This window comes from Okeania sp. KiyG1 (assembly GCF_014132355.1).
GTDB lineage: Bacteria > Cyanobacteriota > Cyanobacteriia > Cyanobacteriales > Microcoleaceae > Okeania.
In genome coordinates this window covers 1-17,621 of record NZ_BLZO01000145.1, presented here as the reverse complement: position 1 = coordinate 17,621, position 17,621 = coordinate 1, and the positions used below count along the sequence as shown (strand labels likewise).

Annotated in this window: 19 protein-coding genes and 2 pseudogenes; 13 read left to right on the top strand and 8 right to left on the bottom strand. The window is 40.6% G+C overall.

The window, feature by feature from the left end; all coding sequences use genetic code 11:
- Nucleotides 1-287: 287 nt before the first annotated feature.
- A complete protein-coding gene (locus SAGCYANO_RS33940; protein ID WP_202224071.1) occupies nucleotides 288-1,154 on the top strand; it encodes a ferredoxin in 867 nt (288 codons plus the stop codon).
- A gap of 329 nt (nucleotides 1,155-1,483) precedes the next feature.
- Nucleotides 1,484-2,092, top strand: coding sequence for a hypothetical protein (locus SAGCYANO_RS33935; RefSeq protein WP_202224070.1), 609 nt, complete (start codon nucleotides 1,484-1,486; stop codon nucleotides 2,090-2,092).
- Nucleotides 2,093-2,270: 178 nt separating this feature from the next.
- On the opposite strand, the gene SAGCYANO_RS33930 is transcribed toward SAGCYANO_RS33935, so the two are convergent.
- Both SAGCYANO_RS33930 and SAGCYANO_RS33920 read right to left on the bottom strand, forming a co-directional pair.
- The gene (locus tag SAGCYANO_RS33930; protein ID WP_237396952.1) at nucleotides 2,271-3,095 is read right to left on the bottom strand and encodes a metal ABC transporter permease; all 825 of its coding nucleotides are present in this window, start codon (nucleotides 3,093-3,095) and stop codon (nucleotides 2,271-2,273) included.
- A 286-nt stretch (nucleotides 3,096-3,381) separates the two neighbouring features.
- Nucleotides 3,382-4,101 (bottom strand): metal ABC transporter ATP-binding protein, encoded by a 720-nt coding sequence (locus SAGCYANO_RS33920; protein ID WP_202224068.1) that lies wholly within the window; start codon nucleotides 4,099-4,101, stop codon nucleotides 3,382-3,384.
- 318 nt (nucleotides 4,102-4,419) lie between these two features.
- Here SAGCYANO_RS33920 and SAGCYANO_RS33915 point away from each other — a divergent pair, with 318 nt between their 5' ends.
- From SAGCYANO_RS33915 to SAGCYANO_RS33900, 4 genes are all read left to right on the top strand, one after another.
- Nucleotides 4,420-5,409: a metal ABC transporter solute-binding protein, Zn/Mn family gene (locus SAGCYANO_RS33915; protein ID WP_202224067.1), complete on the top strand. Its 990-nt coding sequence runs from the start codon at nucleotides 4,420-4,422 to the stop codon at nucleotides 5,407-5,409.
- Between the two features lie 320 nt (nucleotides 5,410-5,729).
- Complete coding sequence (locus SAGCYANO_RS33910; RefSeq protein ID WP_202224066.1) at nucleotides 5,730-6,242, top strand: cytochrome b; 513 nt, start codon at nucleotides 5,730-5,732, stop codon at nucleotides 6,240-6,242.
- Nucleotides 6,243-6,408: 166 nt separating this feature from the next.
- Entirely contained in the window at nucleotides 6,409-6,804 is a 396-nt protein-coding gene (locus tag SAGCYANO_RS33905; RefSeq protein ID WP_237396951.1) for a heme-binding protein, read from the top strand.
- A gap of 94 nt (nucleotides 6,805-6,898) precedes the next feature.
- On the top strand, nucleotides 6,899-7,048 hold the full coding sequence (locus tag SAGCYANO_RS33900; protein WP_202224064.1) for a hypothetical protein: 150 nt from the start codon (nucleotides 6,899-6,901) through the stop codon (nucleotides 7,046-7,048).
- A gap of 173 nt (nucleotides 7,049-7,221) precedes the next feature.
- Here the strand turns inward: SAGCYANO_RS33900 and hisI are convergent, their stop codons facing one another.
- Together hisI and SAGCYANO_RS33890 are read right to left on the bottom strand one after the other, a co-directional pair.
- Nucleotides 7,222-7,821 carry a phosphoribosyl-AMP cyclohydrolase gene (hisI, locus tag SAGCYANO_RS33895; RefSeq protein WP_237396950.1) on the bottom strand — a complete coding sequence of 200 codons (600 nt, stop codon included), beginning with the start codon at nucleotides 7,819-7,821 and terminating at the stop codon, nucleotides 7,222-7,224.
- Nucleotides 7,822-7,931: 110 nt separating this feature from the next.
- A complete protein-coding gene (locus SAGCYANO_RS33890; RefSeq protein ID WP_202224063.1) occupies nucleotides 7,932-8,111 on the bottom strand; it encodes a hypothetical protein in 180 nt (59 codons plus the stop codon).
- A gap of 95 nt (nucleotides 8,112-8,206) precedes the next feature.
- Between SAGCYANO_RS33890 and SAGCYANO_RS46275 the strand changes: the two genes are divergently transcribed.
- Both SAGCYANO_RS46275 and SAGCYANO_RS46265 read left to right on the top strand, forming a co-directional pair.
- Nucleotides 8,207-8,515, top strand: a complete 309-nt coding sequence (locus SAGCYANO_RS46275) for a helix-turn-helix domain-containing protein (protein ID WP_237396949.1) — start codon at nucleotides 8,207-8,209, stop codon at nucleotides 8,513-8,515.
- 119 nt (nucleotides 8,516-8,634) lie between these two features.
- Nucleotides 8,635-9,476, top strand: a pseudogene (locus SAGCYANO_RS46265) (RNA-guided endonuclease InsQ/TnpB family protein).
- A gap of 222 nt (nucleotides 9,477-9,698) precedes the next feature.
- On the opposite strand, the gene SAGCYANO_RS33880 reads toward SAGCYANO_RS46265, so the two are convergent.
- Nucleotides 9,699-10,019 (bottom strand): hypothetical protein, encoded by a 321-nt coding sequence (locus SAGCYANO_RS33880; RefSeq protein ID WP_202224062.1) that lies wholly within the window; start codon nucleotides 10,017-10,019, stop codon nucleotides 9,699-9,701.
- Nucleotides 10,020-10,145: 126 nt separating this feature from the next.
- On the opposite strand from SAGCYANO_RS33880, the gene SAGCYANO_RS33875 reads away from it, so the two are divergent.
- The 3 genes from SAGCYANO_RS33875 (at nucleotide 10,146) to moaB (ending at nucleotide 12,258) form a co-directional block, all read left to right on the top strand.
- Nucleotides 10,146-10,487 (top strand): helix-turn-helix domain-containing protein, encoded by a 342-nt coding sequence (locus SAGCYANO_RS33875; RefSeq protein ID WP_202224061.1) that lies wholly within the window; start codon nucleotides 10,146-10,148, stop codon nucleotides 10,485-10,487.
- 643 nt (nucleotides 10,488-11,130) lie between these two features.
- Nucleotides 11,131-11,715 carry a Uma2 family endonuclease gene (locus tag SAGCYANO_RS33870; RefSeq protein ID WP_202224060.1) on the top strand — a complete coding sequence of 195 codons (585 nt, stop codon included), beginning with the start codon at nucleotides 11,131-11,133 and terminating at the stop codon, nucleotides 11,713-11,715.
- Between the two features lie 24 nt (nucleotides 11,716-11,739).
- Nucleotides 11,740-12,258, top strand: coding sequence for a molybdenum cofactor biosynthesis protein B (gene moaB / locus SAGCYANO_RS33865; protein WP_202224059.1), 519 nt, complete (start codon nucleotides 11,740-11,742; stop codon nucleotides 12,256-12,258).
- Between the two features lie 481 nt (nucleotides 12,259-12,739).
- On the opposite strand, the gene SAGCYANO_RS33860 is transcribed toward moaB, so the two are convergent.
- Nucleotides 12,740-13,462, bottom strand: coding sequence for an IS630 family transposase (locus SAGCYANO_RS33860; RefSeq protein ID WP_202224087.1), 723 nt, complete (start codon nucleotides 13,460-13,462; stop codon nucleotides 12,740-12,742).
- A 474-nt stretch (nucleotides 13,463-13,936) separates the two neighbouring features.
- Nucleotides 13,937-15,262, bottom strand: a complete 1,326-nt coding sequence (locus SAGCYANO_RS33850; RefSeq protein ID WP_202224058.1) for a hypothetical protein — start codon at nucleotides 15,260-15,262, stop codon at nucleotides 13,937-13,939.
- A 348-nt stretch (nucleotides 15,263-15,610) separates the two neighbouring features.
- Here SAGCYANO_RS33850 and SAGCYANO_RS33845 point away from each other — a divergent pair, with 348 nt between their 5' ends.
- Together SAGCYANO_RS33845 and SAGCYANO_RS33840 are read left to right on the top strand one after the other, a co-directional pair.
- Nucleotides 15,611-15,721, top strand: coding sequence for a heme-binding protein (locus SAGCYANO_RS33845; RefSeq protein WP_237396948.1), 111 nt, complete (start codon nucleotides 15,611-15,613; stop codon nucleotides 15,719-15,721).
- 407 nt (nucleotides 15,722-16,128) lie between these two features.
- Nucleotides 16,129-16,479, top strand: a complete 351-nt coding sequence (locus SAGCYANO_RS33840; protein WP_375340046.1) for a heme-binding protein — start codon at nucleotides 16,129-16,131, stop codon at nucleotides 16,477-16,479.
- Between the two features lie 228 nt (nucleotides 16,480-16,707).
- Here SAGCYANO_RS33840 and SAGCYANO_RS33835 read toward each other — a convergent pair.
- A pseudogene (locus tag SAGCYANO_RS33835) lies at nucleotides 16,708-17,033 on the bottom strand (dihydropteroate synthase); the annotation flags it as partial.
- Nucleotides 17,034-17,621 lie beyond the last annotated feature (588 nt).

The window sequence follows — 17,621 nt, the reverse complement described above, 5'->3', positions numbered from 1 at the left end:
TTTATTAATCTCATTCCTAAATAGAGCACAGTGGTTGAACCAACCGAAGGCATCATCTTCAGTTGCGACTTCTGGTGGTTTTGATTTAGAAGCGATCGGTATAATTAATGTTATTTAATTCAGTGGAAGGGAATAGGGAGTAGGGAGTAGGGAGTAGGGAAGAATCAACAAGTATAATTAAATAGTATTGACTAAAATATACCTGGTCTTTTGCAAGGGTTTGGAGATCAAACCCCTACTTTTGAGGTATTTTGTTGATAAACAAACTTTAAATCCAGGGAACTAAAATGAGTGAATTTAATCAATGGGTGACACCATTAAAACGCACGGTATCGGAAAAAAATCCTAAAGGTGGAACGATAGAATATGAAGATTTTCCTACTACAATAGATGTCACTGGTCCCCTATTATATACATTAATTCAGCAACAGTGGCAGCAAGTTCAAATAGGTCATGTTGTTGAAGGTGGGGTACTAGAATTAGAATTTACTGAACCTCCAAAACTTTGCTTAATTTATGATGGTTATTTGACAGTAGCAACTCCCGCTTGGCACCTTCATTTATGCTTAGAAAAAAATTTAGGAGGACCTCACTGTACGACACCAATAGAATTAAGAGAAAAACGTCTTTTAAGTCGGGCAGCATTGTATCGTCGCTTAAACCCTGAAGGAGTGGCAAAAAGTTGGGGGATTCAGTTTTGGAATGGGGCGGCAGAAAAGTTAATGACGATATTTTTGCCGAATCCATTTTTAGGGGAAGATGAGGATTATTTGCCAGAGAAAAAAGCGGAGTTTTCTAAACTTGCACTTTATGAGGAGTTACGAGAAATTTATGTTTTAGGAACTCGTCCAATTCCTTTTAATAGTAATCCTTTAAAACGACCTTATTTATCTGTTTGTCGGTCGAGTCGTTGTTATCCCTCTCGGAAGTGGCAGCCAATTTTTGAGGCTTTACAAACTGCGGTAAAAACATCAGAATTAGATATAGATGTGATTACTTCTGGCTGTTTGGAAGTTTGCAAAATGGGTCCGGTGGTGTTTTATTCGGGAGACAGAACTTGGTACACTCGCGTTACTCCTAATGTGGCTGAAAGTATTGTTAAAGAGCATTTATTAGCAGGGGTGAAGTTATCTAAAAATTTATATCCTAAGTAGGAATGTTGTATGGAATATTCAGTTAACGAAGTCAGTAGGGGCAAATGGCCATTCGCCCCTACATAGAGCAGATTCCGAGTATATGAAGTACAGATATTAATAATTGAATCTTCCCAGTGCGAGCATCTTGCTCGCGTGGGTATACCTCACCAAGGTGGAATTTGCTGTAAGTTATTTTTGTAACGAGGATTTGAGCAACTCTCCAAAAATATTTCGCCTTAAAAAGCGGGGTTTTAGACCTAATTGTTTTGATAAAGTATGGAGGGAAAAATATCTATCAATTATAATACGGAAAACTGATTGTTGAAAAATAGTAGGAATCAAGATTTATGAATAATAAAATTACAGTTGATTCGCAGGAAAATTATAATGTTTGGAGTCATGCTGAAAAAGCAATGTCTCGTTCTCGTCTATGGCAATTTTTGTTAATTACTATTGGCAGTGCTAGTAGTATTATTTATCCTCACGTTCCCTTAGTAGGTTTTGCTGCTATTAGTGGGGTGACACTTAATAGAAAACAGGCGATAATTTCCTCAATAATAATTTGGCTAGTTAATCAATTCTATGGTTTTACTCTCCGTCAATATCCTCAGACTTTAGAATCTTTGACTTGGGGATTAGTGATGGGTTTGGGAACATTATTAGTAACAATTGTAGCTAGTATTAAACCTAAATTTATTGAGCAAAAAATCTGGAGGTATTATTTATGGTTGAGTGCTAGTTTAGTTATAGGATATATCTTGTTTGAAGGGATAATATTACTGACTGCTACGTTAATGGTGGGAGACGGACATGGTTTAACAGTAGCTATTTTAGGGAGGATTTTTGTTAAGAATATAGTCTGGGCGATCGCTCTAACTTTTATCCACAGTTTCTTGATTTGGAATGGGATTAAATTCTTTAAAAGAGGGGAACGGAGTTCTGTCACTCCTACTTAAGACAACTTGACAAACAGCTATTGTTGACATTCCTAGACAAACTCTGCTAACTTTAACAACTTCTGACTTCTGACTTCTGACTTCTGACTTCGTTCAGGGCGGAACATCAACTTTCTGTGCAAGTACACATTGAAACGGGTGAGCCACAAAATCATTTGCACTCACCGATGGCAAATGCCTAGCTTTGTCTAGTTTTCAAGAAGGTGAACAGGAACGCCAGCAGAAAAAGCCCAAAAGCTACTAGAACGATGGAAGACCCCGAAGGAATATCCAGGTAGTAGCTCAAATACATCCCGGCAATACTGGCAAATGCCCCCAGACAGCTGCCCAAAATCATCATCTGGTGCAGCTCTTTGACCAGCAGATAAGCCGTCATCCCAGGTGCCACCAGCATACCCATCACCAGTAAAACTCCTACGGTTTGCAGACTGACAACCACCGTCAGGCTAATGGCGGTGACTATCCCGAGGTAATACCAGTGCACCCTCATGCCACCGGCCTGAGCCCCAATGGGGTCAAAGGTGTAAAACAACAGCTCTTTGTAAAACAGCCAGACGCCGAGCACAATGATGAACGTGATGCCGAAGGTCAGCTTCAGATCGCCCTGGTTAACCCCCAGGATGTTGCCAAACAAAATGTGAATCACATCGATACGGTTGGCTCCTGGCAAAACTGTTACCAGTGTTGTGCCAATCGCTAAAAACGATGAAAAGATCAATGCCATTACGCCATCCACCTTGACCCGGGATTGCGACTCAATCCCCGATAGCATGACGGCACTCACCACCCCCGCCACCAGCGCCCCCACCGACAGGGGCAACCTCAGAAACACGGCTACCGGCAACCCGGCCATGACAGAGTGAGCAATCATGTCCCCCATCATGCTCATCTGCTGCACGATCATGTAGCTGCCCACGACAGCGCACAAAATGCCTAGCAAAATTCCCATAATCATAGCATTGCGCATGAATTCAAAGTTGAGCGGTTCAAGTAGTACGTTCAAGAAATTCTCCTTTTGATATCAAATCCGTTTAATTCGGCACGTAAAAAATGTTCCATCTTCAACGATTACCAAATATTTCTCCCCTCCAGGGAGGGGTTAGGGTGGGTCCCCATCCCCCATCCTCCCATATTCCCCTCCAGGGAGGGGTTAGGGGTGGGTCCCCCATCCCCCACATTCCCCTCCAGGGAGGGGTTAGGGGTGGGTCCCCCCATCTCCCCATCTCCCCATCTAATTACACCAATGCTACCGGATTTGATATGATTTATCAATTCCGATGGTGTAGAGGTTAGGCGGTGACAAACAGTACGGGTCCTTCGTAGGCAGTCACCAGGTTATCTTCTGTCATGACTTCGTGGCGCGGGCCTTTGGCGACAACGTGCTTGTTCAGCAATAATAGCTGATCGTAATTATCCAGGGTTTCGCTGAAGTCATGGCTGATGATCAGCAAGATTTTGCCCTGGGCTTTCAGCTCGTTAAAAATGTCGAACATAATGGATTCCGTTTTCTTATCCACTCCATTGAAGGGTTCATCCAGAATCAGGAGTTCGGCTTCTTTGGCCAGGGCGCGGGCTAAAAAGACCCGCTGCTGCTGCCCGCCGGATAGGTCGCTGATGCTGCGATCGCGATACTCATACATCCCCACCCGCTGTAGCGCCGCCTTCACCAGCTCGCGAGATTGGCGACTGGGCCGACGAAACAGCCCGGTTTCCAGGGTACGACCCATCATGACAACATTCCAGACAGTGACGGGATAGTCCCAATCAATTTGCGATCGTTGGGGCACGTAGGCAACCTGCGAAAGCTGCTGTGTCAGAGGTTTCCCTTTCAGCAAGGCGGTACCCGTAGCCGACTGAATCAGCCCCAGCATTGCCTTAACCATCGTGCTTTTACCGGCCCCGTTTGGACCAAGAATGGCCACTAACTCGCCAGCGTCAAAGGTACAACTCACATTGTTGAGCGCCGTGAAACTGCGATACCTCACGGACAAATCTTGAACGATCAGCATAGTCTGCCTCTAGAAAAAAGTGAATAGAAAATGAAAAAATATGATAATGATTATCATATTCTATAATAATGATATACTATTGCAAATATATATCAAAATTTAACAATTTCCCAGTTGAGGGGAATTGAGAGTTGTCGTTTGGCTTCATAATGTTGCTAGATAAGACTTCCAGAGGGTTGCCAAGGGAGCTACTGAATTTTGAGTCTGCTCAGTTGCGATAACCTTCTGTTACAGATGCAGACTGGGTTTGTTTGGCACGGTCATGTTATGGACTTAATGAGATATTTTCTCGATTATATAGTTATTCAGGAGACTTCAATGCGTTTTTTATTTCAGTCAAAGCCTCGTTTTGCAGGTATTTTTGCGGCTTTAGCAGTTGTGGTTGGCTTGGCGGCTGGTGGCGGCACTGCGGAGACGATCGCCACTCAGAGGGAAGGAAGAGACACCGATGAAATCGCCCAGGCAGATGGCGGGACTCCGGAGGTCGTCGCCTCCTACAGCGTTCTCTGCAGCATGGTGGAGCAAATTGCGGCGGGGGTGTTGGAACCAAACTGTCTGATCGACTACGAACAAGACCCGCACACATATCAAGCTAGGCCGTCTGACCGACGGGCGATCGAGGTGGCGGATGCCGTGTTCTACGCGGGGATGAACTTTGAGCCGTCGATTATTGAGATGGCGGAAGCAAGCACCACCCCAGCCCCCAAAGTGGCGGTACACGAAGAAGCCGTCCAGGACATTATTGAAGTGGAGGAAGAACCCGATCCCCACATTTGGCATGACGTTGAAAACGGCATCCGCATGGTAAAGCAAATCAAGCAAACCCTGATTAAAATCGACCCCGACAATGCCAAGACCTACACCAGCAATGCTGATGCACTCACCAGTAAGTTGGAGCGCTTAGACGCCTGGATTCCCAAACAAATTGCCACCATTCCAGAGAATCAGCGCCGTCTGATTACCACCCACGATGCCATGAGCTATTACGCCAGAGCCTATGGTATGGTGGTCGAAGGTACCCTGCTGGGGCTCTCAACCGAGGAAGAACCCACAGCAGCCGAGGTTAAATCCCTGTCCGAGAGAATTAAGGCGATCGGCGTCCCCATTTTGTTTGCGGAGCTAACCGCCAACGACAAGGTGCTGGGCACCGTCGCCAATGAGGCGGGCGTGAATATTTCAGAGGATGTGCTGATTGCTGACGGCATCGGGGAAAAGGGCACTCCCGCAGGCAGCTATCAGGGCATGCTGGTTTACAACACCTGCACCATTGTGACCGGCTTGGGGGGCACCTGTTCGGAGTTTGAGTAAGCCCGATGCTTCTGGGGCAAGCGGCCCCATCAGAACTCCTTAGAGTCAGCACTGTGTAGGGTGATTAACTGTTGAATGAAAATTGCATACAATAGTTGCTATTTGTAGAAACTAATGAAATAAGAATTTATCAATAAACTTTGCTAATGCAAAAGCATTGTACTGCAAGCATTCCAGGATATTCCTGCAACAAAGCCATTGATATTAAATGTTAAAATTAAAACTTTGAAATAGTATCACTGCAAAATAACTTGCGGGAAAATCATGGCTCAAGCTTCAAAAACAAACAAATCGAGAAAAATTCTGCTTACAAAAATTTAATGTCGATCCATTGGTGGATGTTTAATTGTTACATTATTATATTTATAGTTGGTGCTTTTATGTCGCGTTTGCCTAGAGAAGTCTTTGGACGAAACTTTCTTTATGATTTCCATAAGTCTCTAGGAGTATTGGCAATGGCTTTATTAACTTGGCGAATTTTAACTCTATTACGAGTGTGGTGGAAGAAATATACTAAGCGATTGCCCAAGTATAGTTTTCCATGGATGCAAAAAGTAGCTCTGCATACTTCTCTTTATATCTTTATGTGGGGTGTTCCTATTAGTGGTTTCTTTTTTTCTAACTCCTTTAAAAGCAATAATGTCCGCTTTTTTGGTCTAACCTTACCTGATTTATTTCCCCAGAATAGTGACTTAGTAGACTTAGGTCGAAGCATACATTTTTGGTTAGGTTATACTTTTTTAGCATTTATTATCTTACACGCGATCGATCAATTCAAGGTAGTCAAAGCATTTTGGCGACGTATTAGTAAAAGAAAAATTAAACCTAGCTAAGACACAAATTTGGCTCAATTGATAGCGAGATTGACTGAAACTTGGAGATAATAAAATGCTATTGTCTAATAGCCTGTAATTTGCTAGTGTACTTAAAGTCTTAATATAAGTTAACCCAATCAGCTAAATTAACAGACATCTAAGGTCAAGTCCAATGGAGGGATTAATGGTTACATTAGAAGATGCAAGAAGAGTAATTAGTGCTGCTGAAAAAAAAGCACTCGAAATTGGTCAACCAATGAATATAGCAGTAGTGGATGGGGGAGGAAATTTATTAGCCCATGTACGAATGGATGGAGCTTGGATCGGAAGTATCGATATCTCCATTAAAAAAGCGTATACTTCGCGGGCGTTCAACCTGGCCACTAAAGATTTAGCCGAACAGAGTCAATCAGGAGGCCAATTTTTTGGGATTCACGCCTCTAATAATGGCAAAATCATGATTTTTGCTGGAGGAATACCCCTTTACAGTGAGGGACAAGTAGTGGGGGGAATTGGAGTTAGTGGGGGGTCGGGAGAGCAAGACCATGCCGTAGCTGAAGCTGGAACCGCCGCATTTTAATTCTGGAAAACATCATTTGAGATGGATAAGGTAAAATCAGGCTTAGAGGAGTCTATTTATTTCTTCTGGCTTGATTCTACCTTCATAGTTACAAGTGATTACGCAGTCCCTAATTTTCGATTATCAAATCCGTGCTACCTTACGTCGGAAGCATCATAATCCTCCAATCTGGATAGAGAACCATTGGCATGATTTTCAAGTTACGTTACATCGTCGCGCTCAACGTAATCCATCTGATATTTAATCAGCAGAGCAATAATTAGAAAGAAATTCCCAGAGGCATTTACTGCCGTTTGCGTAGCATTCCGGAGGATGGGAATAGTGAGATGCGGCAAGAGCGCCAGTATTGGTTAATTCAATATCAAGATAAAAGCTGTCACGATTTTCTACAGTTTTATTCCTACGGTTGAAGTAAATTTACAATTTTGTTGGGTTGGGAGCATCACCATACACTGTTTTCGGGTCAAAGGTTTTCTCCGTTTCGGTAAATATTAACTGAATTGGTTCCTGGGATTCACTTGCACTTTTTCCCGTAGGAATACGGCGATAAAAACAAGAACGATAACCCACGTGACAACTAGCACCCGAACCAGCTACTTTAACCTGCATCCACAGACAATCTTGGTCGTCATCAATAGCTAACTGCTGTACTTTTTGCACCAGTCCACTAGATTGACCTTTATGCCATAGCTGCTGACGACTGCGACTGTAATAATGAGCTTCTCCCGTTTCAATGGTTTTAACTAACGCCTCTTCGTTCATATAGGCGTGCATCAGCAATTCACCCGTGTTGACATCTGTGGTAACTACTGGAATCAAACCATTGGCATCAAATTTGGGCGCAAGTAACAAACCTTCCTCAACCTGTTCTACGGAAGTGCGAGCGGTAAATAGGGGATTCATGTTAGCTAAATTTTGTAATGAATGATAATCATTATTACATACAAAGCAGTGTTTAATTGGCGTTGCTGAAATGTAATGATAAATGTTGTAGAATCCAGAACATGATATGTCCAAAATGTAACTCCACCCACACCAGGAAAAATGGCCTAAGACCTGGCCAACAGTGTTTCCAATGTCGAATATGTGGTCGTTAATTCGTTGAATCCCCTAAGAGTCAACCCTATTCACCGAAAAAGTGGGTCTGAAGCCTCGCCCTTATAGGGCGACTTTAATTCTGGATTAGGCAAATCATCAATCATTTCTTCTACTATTTGGGTCATACTTTTTTCCTTTATCAAAGCATATAATCTTAACTTATCTAATCTCTTGCTTGATAGTCTAACTTTTAATGTTTTATCTTTCATAAAACCCCACAATGTACCCACAAATATATTATAATAAATATATAACAAAGCGCTACGCTGTAAATATTCAGTGTTAGTAATTATGGTCAAAAATAGTGAAAGCAAGATACAAGTATAGATGTTATCCCAACTTAATACAACAAATACAATTAGCAAAGTTATTCGGTTGTGTTAGAGTAGTTTGGAATGATAGTTTAACTCATTGTATTCAAGAGTTTAAAGCTAACAATAAAAAACCTAGTAATACCGAATTACAAAAAGTATTTATTACTCAAGCTAAAAAGACAATTGAAAGAGCTTGGTTAACTGAAGTATCAGTAGTTCCATTACAACAGTCATTGAATGATTTGCACCAAGTATATCAAAACTTTTTCAATTCAGTTACGGGTAAACGTAAAGGGTAGGGGCGAACGGCCGTTCGCCCGTACAACCTCCAAAATTAAAAAAGCGTAAGTCAAAACAGACAGCTAGATTTAGTTTAAGAGGATTTAAGCCTGGTCAAGATCAGGTATATTTAGCCAAGATTGGAAACCTAAAAGTACATTGGTCAAGACCACTTCCTAACCCTCCATCATCAGTAACAATAATCAAGGATTCAGCCAATAGATATTTCCTGAGTTTTGTAGTAGAAACATCTGTTGATTACTTACCTAAAACTGAAAGTTCTATTGGTATAGATTTAGGTATTAGTACATTTGCTACTTTATCTAATGGTGAGAAAATATTAGCACCAAAACCATTGAAAAAAAACCTTAAGAAGTTAGCAAAATTTCAACGCAAGCTAGCCAAAAAAGACCAGGCAGTAAACGTCGTGAAAAAGCTAATTTAAGGGTAGCAAAACTCCATGCTAAAGTCAAAGACATTTCCTTCGGAATGCTGCGCAAACGTACAGACTTCCTTAATAAATTATCTACTGATTTAGTTCGTAAGTATGACACCATTGTTTTGGAAGACCTTAATGTTTCAGGAATGATTAAAAACAGAAAACTAGCTAAAGCTATTTCTGATTTAGGTTGGAGAACTTTTAGGACATTATTAGAGGGAAAAGCAGAAAAATATGGCAGAGAATTTAGAGTTATTTCTAGATGGGAAGCTACAACTCAAAAATGTTCATGTTGTGGATTTAAAGGTGGTAAAAAAGAATTAGGCGTTAGGGAGTGGACGTGCTTGAACTGTGGTGCTTTCCATGACCGTGATATCAATGCTGCCATCAATATTTTAAATACCCCAATAGTTGAAACAGTGCAACCGATAACCAAGGTTGAGACTGAAATATTGGAAACACCTGTGCAATTATCTCTTTTCAATACAGTCGCCGACGGACAGCGGTCGATTATATCAAAAACGGACACGGAGTCGGCGTAAATCTGCTCGTAAAAAGGCAGTTGCTAACTGTGATGTGTCAACCCGCTCTGAATCATTCTTTCAGCGAGCGTCTGTTTGATTGATAGAAGGGAATCTCCGTACCTTTAGGTCGGAGAGGATGTCAACACAGATGAAAGAACTTCGTCTTCTGCTGCACTATCTAAAATTTCAAACTTTTCCTACATAAGCATAGATCATTACTAATCAGCAACGCCATTTAATTTACCTAGAAACTCTGGCAGTCAGGTGATTGAGCAGTTGATTTAAATAGTCGGGCAAATGGGAATATTGATGGGGTTCATTCAAGTCTTGGCAATCTGTATTAAACTCGCAGTCTGGTAAAATTTTTCCCGTGTTGCCATCGACAAAAACATTCCAATATTTACCTATTAAACCGACAATACTAATGTTAATCATCCACTCATTATTATCAAAACAGGTTGCACCTACAACCTCAAACAAGTGACGATGTTCTGGAAATACTTCCAGATTGGACAAGAGATAATCGAGGGCTGTTTGTTTGATAGTAGTTAATTCTAACATACAGGTGTAATCTTCAAGTATTTATCAGAAAATTGGGTTTAAAGCCTCGCCCATAAGCGGGCGACTTTTTAGTTGATTTTATGTCAATAAATATGTTATCCTAAATGTTAGCTTAAGAGTCAAATTATGAAAGCTAGATTTAAGTATCGTATTTATCCCACACCGGGACAAAAACACCAATTAGCAAAGCTATTTGCTTGTGTCCGTGTGGTTTGGAATGATAGTCTAGCTTGCTGCAAAAAAAAAGTATACTTCAGGAGAAAAAAACCCATTAATTCTGAGCTACAAAAACTTTTTATTACTCAAGCTAAAAAGACTGAATACAGAGAATGGTTATCAGAAGTTTCTGCTATACCATTGCAGCAATCTTTGAATGATTTAAACCGTAGGGGCGCCATTCGGAGCTATGCGTCAGCAAACGCCCCTACAAAACTTTTTCAGTTCGACAAAAGGCAAGAGAAAAGGTAGACCTGTTAAACCTCCTAAATTTATGCATTAGAAAGTCAAAGCAAACTGCTAGATTTACAAAGGGAGGTTTAAAGTTGGTCAACACAAAGTTTATTTGGCTAAGATTGGAGAGCTGAAAATAGTATGGTCAAGAGAGTTACCTACAGCTCCATCATCAGTAACAGTAATGTAAGCATTTCCTGCGGAATGCTGCGCAAACAGCTATTAGCTGTCAGCTATCAGCAACAAGACTCTACCCTTAAGGACAGTGTTTAAATTAATATAGATTTTAAGGGCAAGGGAGGCAACTTTTGCAGTAAGACAATTAAATATTGCTTTTATCCTAAACTAAAAGTAATAACTGATAGCTGATGGCTGACGCCTGAATGCTTACACAGTAATTAAAGATTGTAGGGGCGATTTCCTGCGGAATGCTGCGCAAACGCGAATCGCCCCTACTAGATATTCCTTAAGTTTTGTAGTAGAAATACAACCAGAAATCTTGCCTCAAACTGATAATTCAGTAGGTATAGATTTAGGTATCAAAACCTTTGCCACATTTAGCGATGGCACAAAGATTTAAGACCGCTAATAAGGCTAATATTTAGATTTTTAGTCTGATATTCTAGATTAGTAACGAAATAACTATATCCCCTAAGTAAAAATGTTAACTATTGGAACACAAAAAAGCGATCGAATTAGCACAATTACTAATACAACTTGGGCTGAATATATTAGTTTAGATTTGCCTAGTAAACGAGTCTCATTTCGCAATGGAGTTATTACTATCGTGTCCCCAGGACGTAACCATGAATTAATTGGTGATTATATTAGAGCAATTATTTGGGCTTACTGCCGTCAAAACAACCTTGCACTGTTTCCTTACAATCAAACTACTCTTAAGGAAGATGGAATTGAAGGGAAAGAACCTGATGTAGCTTACTGTTTTGAAATAGACAAAGACAAGCCAGATTTGGCAGTAGAAATAAATCTAACATCAGGGAGTATCGACGATTTAACTAAATATCAATACTTAAAGATTCCTGAAGTTTGGCTGTGGGAAAATAATAAAGTTAGATTCTTTGTTTATGGTGATTCAGGATATTTAGAATTAACAATAAGCAATTCTCTGCCTAACTTAAATAGCGATCGCGTGACAACAATTGTCAATAGTTGTTTTGGTAAAAGTGTTTTAGAAGTAGAAAATTATTTCCCTGTAGGGGCGGTTCGCGAACCGCCCCTACATTAATTAAAAATAACAAAAATCACAAAAATGAATCAAAACGAATCTTTACTACCCTTAAAAATCGCCGTACTAACCGTTTCTGATACAAGAACCGAAGCTGATGATAAATCGGGCAAAATATTAGTGGATAATTTAACCACAACAGGTCATTTATTAGCAGAAAAAACTATCGTTCCCGATAACATTTACCAAATTCGTGCTGTAGTATCTAGATGGGTTGCAGATGAATCTGTCCAAGTAATTTTGACTACTGGTGGTACCGGAGTTACAGGACGAGATGGTACACCAGAAGCCATTAAACCACTCTTAGACAAAGAAATTGAAGGGTTTGGTGAGATATTTCGGATGATTTCCTATCAAGAAATTAAAACCTCTACCATTCAGTCTCGAACTTTGGCAGGCGTAGCTAACGGTACTTATATCTTTTGTTTACCTGGTTCTAGTGGTGCTTGTCAAACAGGATGGAGTATTATCAAAGAGCAACTTGATTCTCGTAATCGTCCTTGTAATTTAGCTCAATTGATTCCCAGATTGACCGAAACTTAAGAGATGATCAGGCGATCGCTTGAACTATGATAAAAACGACTCTGATCAGGCGTTGCTGATTCTGGGTATGATTTTGCCCCCCTGGCCCCCCAATTTTGGGGGGAATAAAACTCTAAAAGTCCCCCAAAATTGGGGGATTTAGGGGCTTTACCAGAGCTAAACAATCGCGCATTCATACTTCAATTCAGCAACGCCCTGATCATCAAATAGAAGGCCATCAGTAGGGCGAAAAACTCGCCAATTCTTTCCACTACATGGGAATTATTACTTGACATCCTCCCCGGCCGTTAGGCACGGGGATTCCTACTGAGCCATAGCTCCTCGGCGGGTTGACGCTTTGCTTCGCATAGCTGTCGCTAACACAGGGTGCTGCTTCCTTGGCGGTAGTCTAACACTTCCCTCCACGTCCGTTTAGAGTTTCCGAGTGCCCCCCGGCAACTAATAACACTATAGCATATATTCAATTCACTTACAGCGGTTTTCATATGAATAAACCACAATGTTCAAACCAACCCACGGCATCATCTTCAGTTATTTGAGCGATCGCTAAACTAATAACTCGATCCAATTGTTCTGAAGTTCGGGCCTCATAAGAACGGAGGAAATTTTTAAATTTTGACCAGCATAATTCTATAGGTGACAAATCTGGAGAGTAAGCTGGTAAAAATATTAATTTTGCTCCTGCTGAGTTAATTAATTCTTCAATTCTTGGCCCTTTATGAATACTTAAATTATCCATCAATACAATTGCTCCAGGCCATAATTGAGGTACTAAAATTTGTTCAATATATACTTCAAATATTTTTTTATTTGTACTGCCAATTACTGTCATTGATGCAATTAAACCATCTATACTTAATGCCCCTAATACACTTGTATTGCGACCTCGATTTCTAGGAGTATTTGTGACTACTCTTTCTCCTCTTGTTCCTCTGCCATAAGCACGAGTCATGCCTAAATTAACCCCTGATTCATCAACAAATACTAAATTATGTATATCTATTAAATCCAACCATTTTCGATATTCGTAGCGTTTTTGCTTAATATCTTCTCTCTCTTGTTCCGAAGCACAAATACTTTTTTTTCTAGTTATATTGAGTTTTTCACGCGTTCGATACATTGTTGATACACTAACTTTTACTCCTGTCTTACTTTGAAAATACTGGCATAATTCACAAAGTAAAATATCTGGTTTTTGTTGAATTTTCTGCGCTCATTAAAAATCAAAATAATTTTCAATTTTAGTCTTGGGTCCTCCTCCATGTTGTTTTGGATTCACAGTTCCTGTGTTTCGATAATGCCGCTCTGAAATTACGGACAAAAGTCAAACTAACTTGAAATCTTTGTGCTATTTGACGTTGAGAACCTTCTTTGTTTTGATAGGCTCTAATCACACGAAGACGTAAATCTGGTGAATATGGTCTGGCCATTTTTTCGTTTGGCGATCGCTCTAGATAACTATTTTGTCTTTAGTTACATTTTACACTTTTGTGGTTCACTCATCTGAAAAGCGCTGTAACATAAAAATAAAAAGTCGCCCTACAAGGGCGAGGCTTTAAACCCAATTTTTCGGTAACCGCTCAATAATCCGGGGTAAATCGGTAAATGGCAAGGCTCAAATGGCGTAAAATCCTTCCTAAACTGGTAGTCCGCCCCCATTTATTGAGCGGATACATTATTACCACAGATTTTGCATATTCTTGATGCCGGCTACAAATGCCGCACCGACCAATTGACAACGCTCGTAAAAATCTTGTTCACTGGTGTGGATGTTAGAGGTTTCGTTGGATGTTACAAGTCCCCTATTATATTCAATTGTCAGCGTATTTATGGTTTTTGATATTAGGTTGTCATCATTAATGTCAAGATAATAATTGGCTTTTTTTATCACTTCTTCTAACCTTTTCAGAATAGTATTGGTAGCACCATAAACATCAGGACGCGATTTTTCCCAATTATCAATATTAATGGGTAGTCTGTTAGAAGTCTCCCGTATCATGCTTATAAAGGGATCGACAAAAGCTTCCATTTGAGATCGATTAACAGTACTGTATTTATCTGGCTCGTCAGGACTTGAGACATCTAGGACTGACACCAATGGTCTAACTAACTCTTGATACGATTTCAAGTCATGGGTATTGCGCAGATAATCTAGTAGTGCTTTGGTATCTGTACCACCATTGTGCGGTGCAAATTTAGTTAAGTTCATACCATCTAGTTTTGGTGAAAATAACGCATCGAGTATTTCATGGGAAAATGCTGAATAACTATGTGGTTCTAAACAGATAATAGGATAATTCGGATTTGTCATATACGCAGCAGCACGACATGCTCCAGCTACAGCAATACTCAAATCATGATTCTTTTTTAACCCTAGTTTTGTTTCGACCGTAGGCTGAGAAATATCTTTGTATAGAGGAGTCCCACGATAAGTGTGTGTATTGTAGACCTGATTAGTTCTACCTTCTTTTGCTGGAGCGCGATTGCCATTGCTGATAATTAAATTTGTCAATACTGCCGAACCACAGACAAAATTTTGATGATTTTGCCAAATACTTCCAGATACCTCCAAAACCCCAACATCTGCTTGATTCCAAATTGTGTAAGGATTGCTAGAGCATACGGATTCATCAGCAATTACGTCATCAAATAATAGTCCATCAACACAAGAAGGTGGTAAGGTTCCGGCATGTGGTACATCAAGTATCATTTGTTTTTGAGTGCCTAAAGTACTAGGTCGGATAAAGCTGATGCTAGAGTCACTACGCCCCGTAATAAAAAGTGTATCGACCAATGATACAACGTATACGGGCGTATCTTTATACTCAAAATATGGTCGTGCCACCAACAGCATGGCATTGTACATTTCTTGTGACGTATTAGGGTATTGTTTTTTTAACCAACTAGAGAATATGACTTGATCTGAAAACTCTTGGAGTATATTTCGATTGCTTAAATCCTTTCCTGTAAAACGCTGTATAAAATCAATTGCTGTTGTGTGCATGACTTTGCATTTATTTTTCTAAGATAAACTAAATAAACATTACCATATCTGATATTTTCAGAGTTCAAGGAAAAATTCAACCTAGCTAAGACAGAAATTTGGCTCAATTGATACCGAGATTGACTGAAATTTAGAGATCATAAAATGGTATTGTCTAATAGCCTGTAATTTGCTAGTCTACTTAATGTCTCAATATCAGGACTTACGCAAATCGACCTTTTAAGCACCATCTGTAGGGGCGAATGGCATTCGCCCTCACTATATATAGAATCTCAGCGTAAGTCCTGAATATATAACCCAATCAGCTAAATTAACAGACATCTAAAGTCAAATCCAATGGAGGGATTAATGGTTACATTAGAAGATGCCAGAAGAGTAATTAGTGCTGCCGAAAAAAAAGCACTCGAAATTGGTCAACCAATGAATATAGCAGTAGTGGATGAGGGAGTTTTGACTTAGTTGATAATTTGCGTATGTAAGCGATATAGTACGATACTTACAGGACTTGCGCAACATCAGAAATTATACGCCATTTGTGGAACTTTTCTTGCCCTTTGTTCCTACTAGATATAGTAGTTGGTAGACTCTTCCCGATTGCTCCACAGATAGTTATGAGCATGAAATTTGTATCTTCTGCTCTAATGGCTTTCATTGGTCGGGTTGAACGTTTATCTGCTTAAGCATTTCTGGATAGGAAGCACTATTGATGCACTATTGACAAAGACTTAAATTTAAGTATAAGGTGAATAAATGCGGTTGGCTTGACCGTTAATGCCTGTGGATGAGTAACCGCCGACTGTTGGGACGTTGCATGCAACGTCCGTACAGCAGGAAGTAAACATCAAATTGTCACGTTATGTGACGCTTTGTATCAGTTTTATAAAGCAGGAAATCTGGTAGCCCATGTACGAATGGATGGAGCTTGGATCGGAAGTATCGATATATCTATTAAAAAAGCGTATACTTCGCGGGCGTTCAATCAGGCCACTAAAGATTTAGCCGAACAGAGTCAATCAGGAGGACAATTTTTTGGGATTCATGCCTCTAACAATGGCAAAATCATGATTTTTGCTGGGGGAATACCCCTTTACAGTGAGGGACTTGTAGTAGGGGAATTGGGGTTAGTGGGGGTCGGGAGAGCAAGACCATGCCGTTGCCGAAGCAGGAGCCGCCCTATTTTAATTCTTGAAAAGATAATTAGAGAAGGGATCAGGTAAGATCAGGCTTGGGAGTTGTCTATTTAGGGCTGGGTGATTAAATATCGCGCGCATTGACTGATATTGGTTGTAGCCTTTTTAGGTCTTGAAAAAGTACAAGGTTTTTGTTGTAGACTGCTTAAAAAGGAGCGGATTTTGGACTGATTATGGTAGAACAATCTTGGGATAATTCTTCCAACGAGCCATTCCCTCTTCATGGATACAGCCGATGACAACACCTGCACCTTATGCTTTTGCCAATTGCAGGACTTTAAAAAATCGCTCTTCTCCATCTTCATAATTGGTGGATCGTGCCAACATTTGCCCCCAGCGACCTTGAGACCGGCTTCCATTTTTGTCCACTCGGTGGAGTCGAGCATCAGTGGGAGGGTGATATTAGTCACCAGTCGCGATACCAGTTCTCGCATATCCCTCTCTCCATCACGCCCGACGTAATCCACGTTTACGTCGAGGATCTGCGCGCCTTCTTTGACCTGGGATTTAGCGTTAGCCAATAACCCATCCCAATGATCTTCATTCAACAGCATGCGGACTTTTTTCGAACCACTGGCATTTGCCGCTTTGCATCAGGATTGTGAGGTACACTTAATAGACTGGTCGCTCACTTGGGTGAAAAAATGGCTCTAACTATGGCCTATGGCGTTGTTTAAATTTCAGGTCTTGGTGAGCTCAGCTCGCGGTTATGCCTTACATATCATTTTTTTGATTATTTTTTGTAATGTTTGATTGCGACGTGTCAACTCAATGTGCAGTTCAGCCACCTTCGACGGTCTCTGCGGTTCGGTTTTGTAGCCTCTTATACCCTATTTAAGATTTGTACCTCACGGGCTTCCGATGTTTATTTATGGGTCGCTTACGTTTAAAAAAAGGATATTATGCCAGGATGTGTTTGCTTGATTGTGAGAGTGCTGCTGGCGGAATGGAGAGGGGTTCACGTACCTCACGGAATGCATTTTTTCGCACCGAACGCACTAGGGGGTGGGGTGTGATCCAATGAGGGGTACCCTGGAGCGGTTTAAGAAGTTGCAGGGCGGGTACAGCAGCAACCCACTCATTTAATTTGTCTCCATGTTCAGCTTAGTACCCAGTCTTGGAGTAAGTCTATTCTTCGGTGGTCAATTTTTTAATAGGCATGACACCGC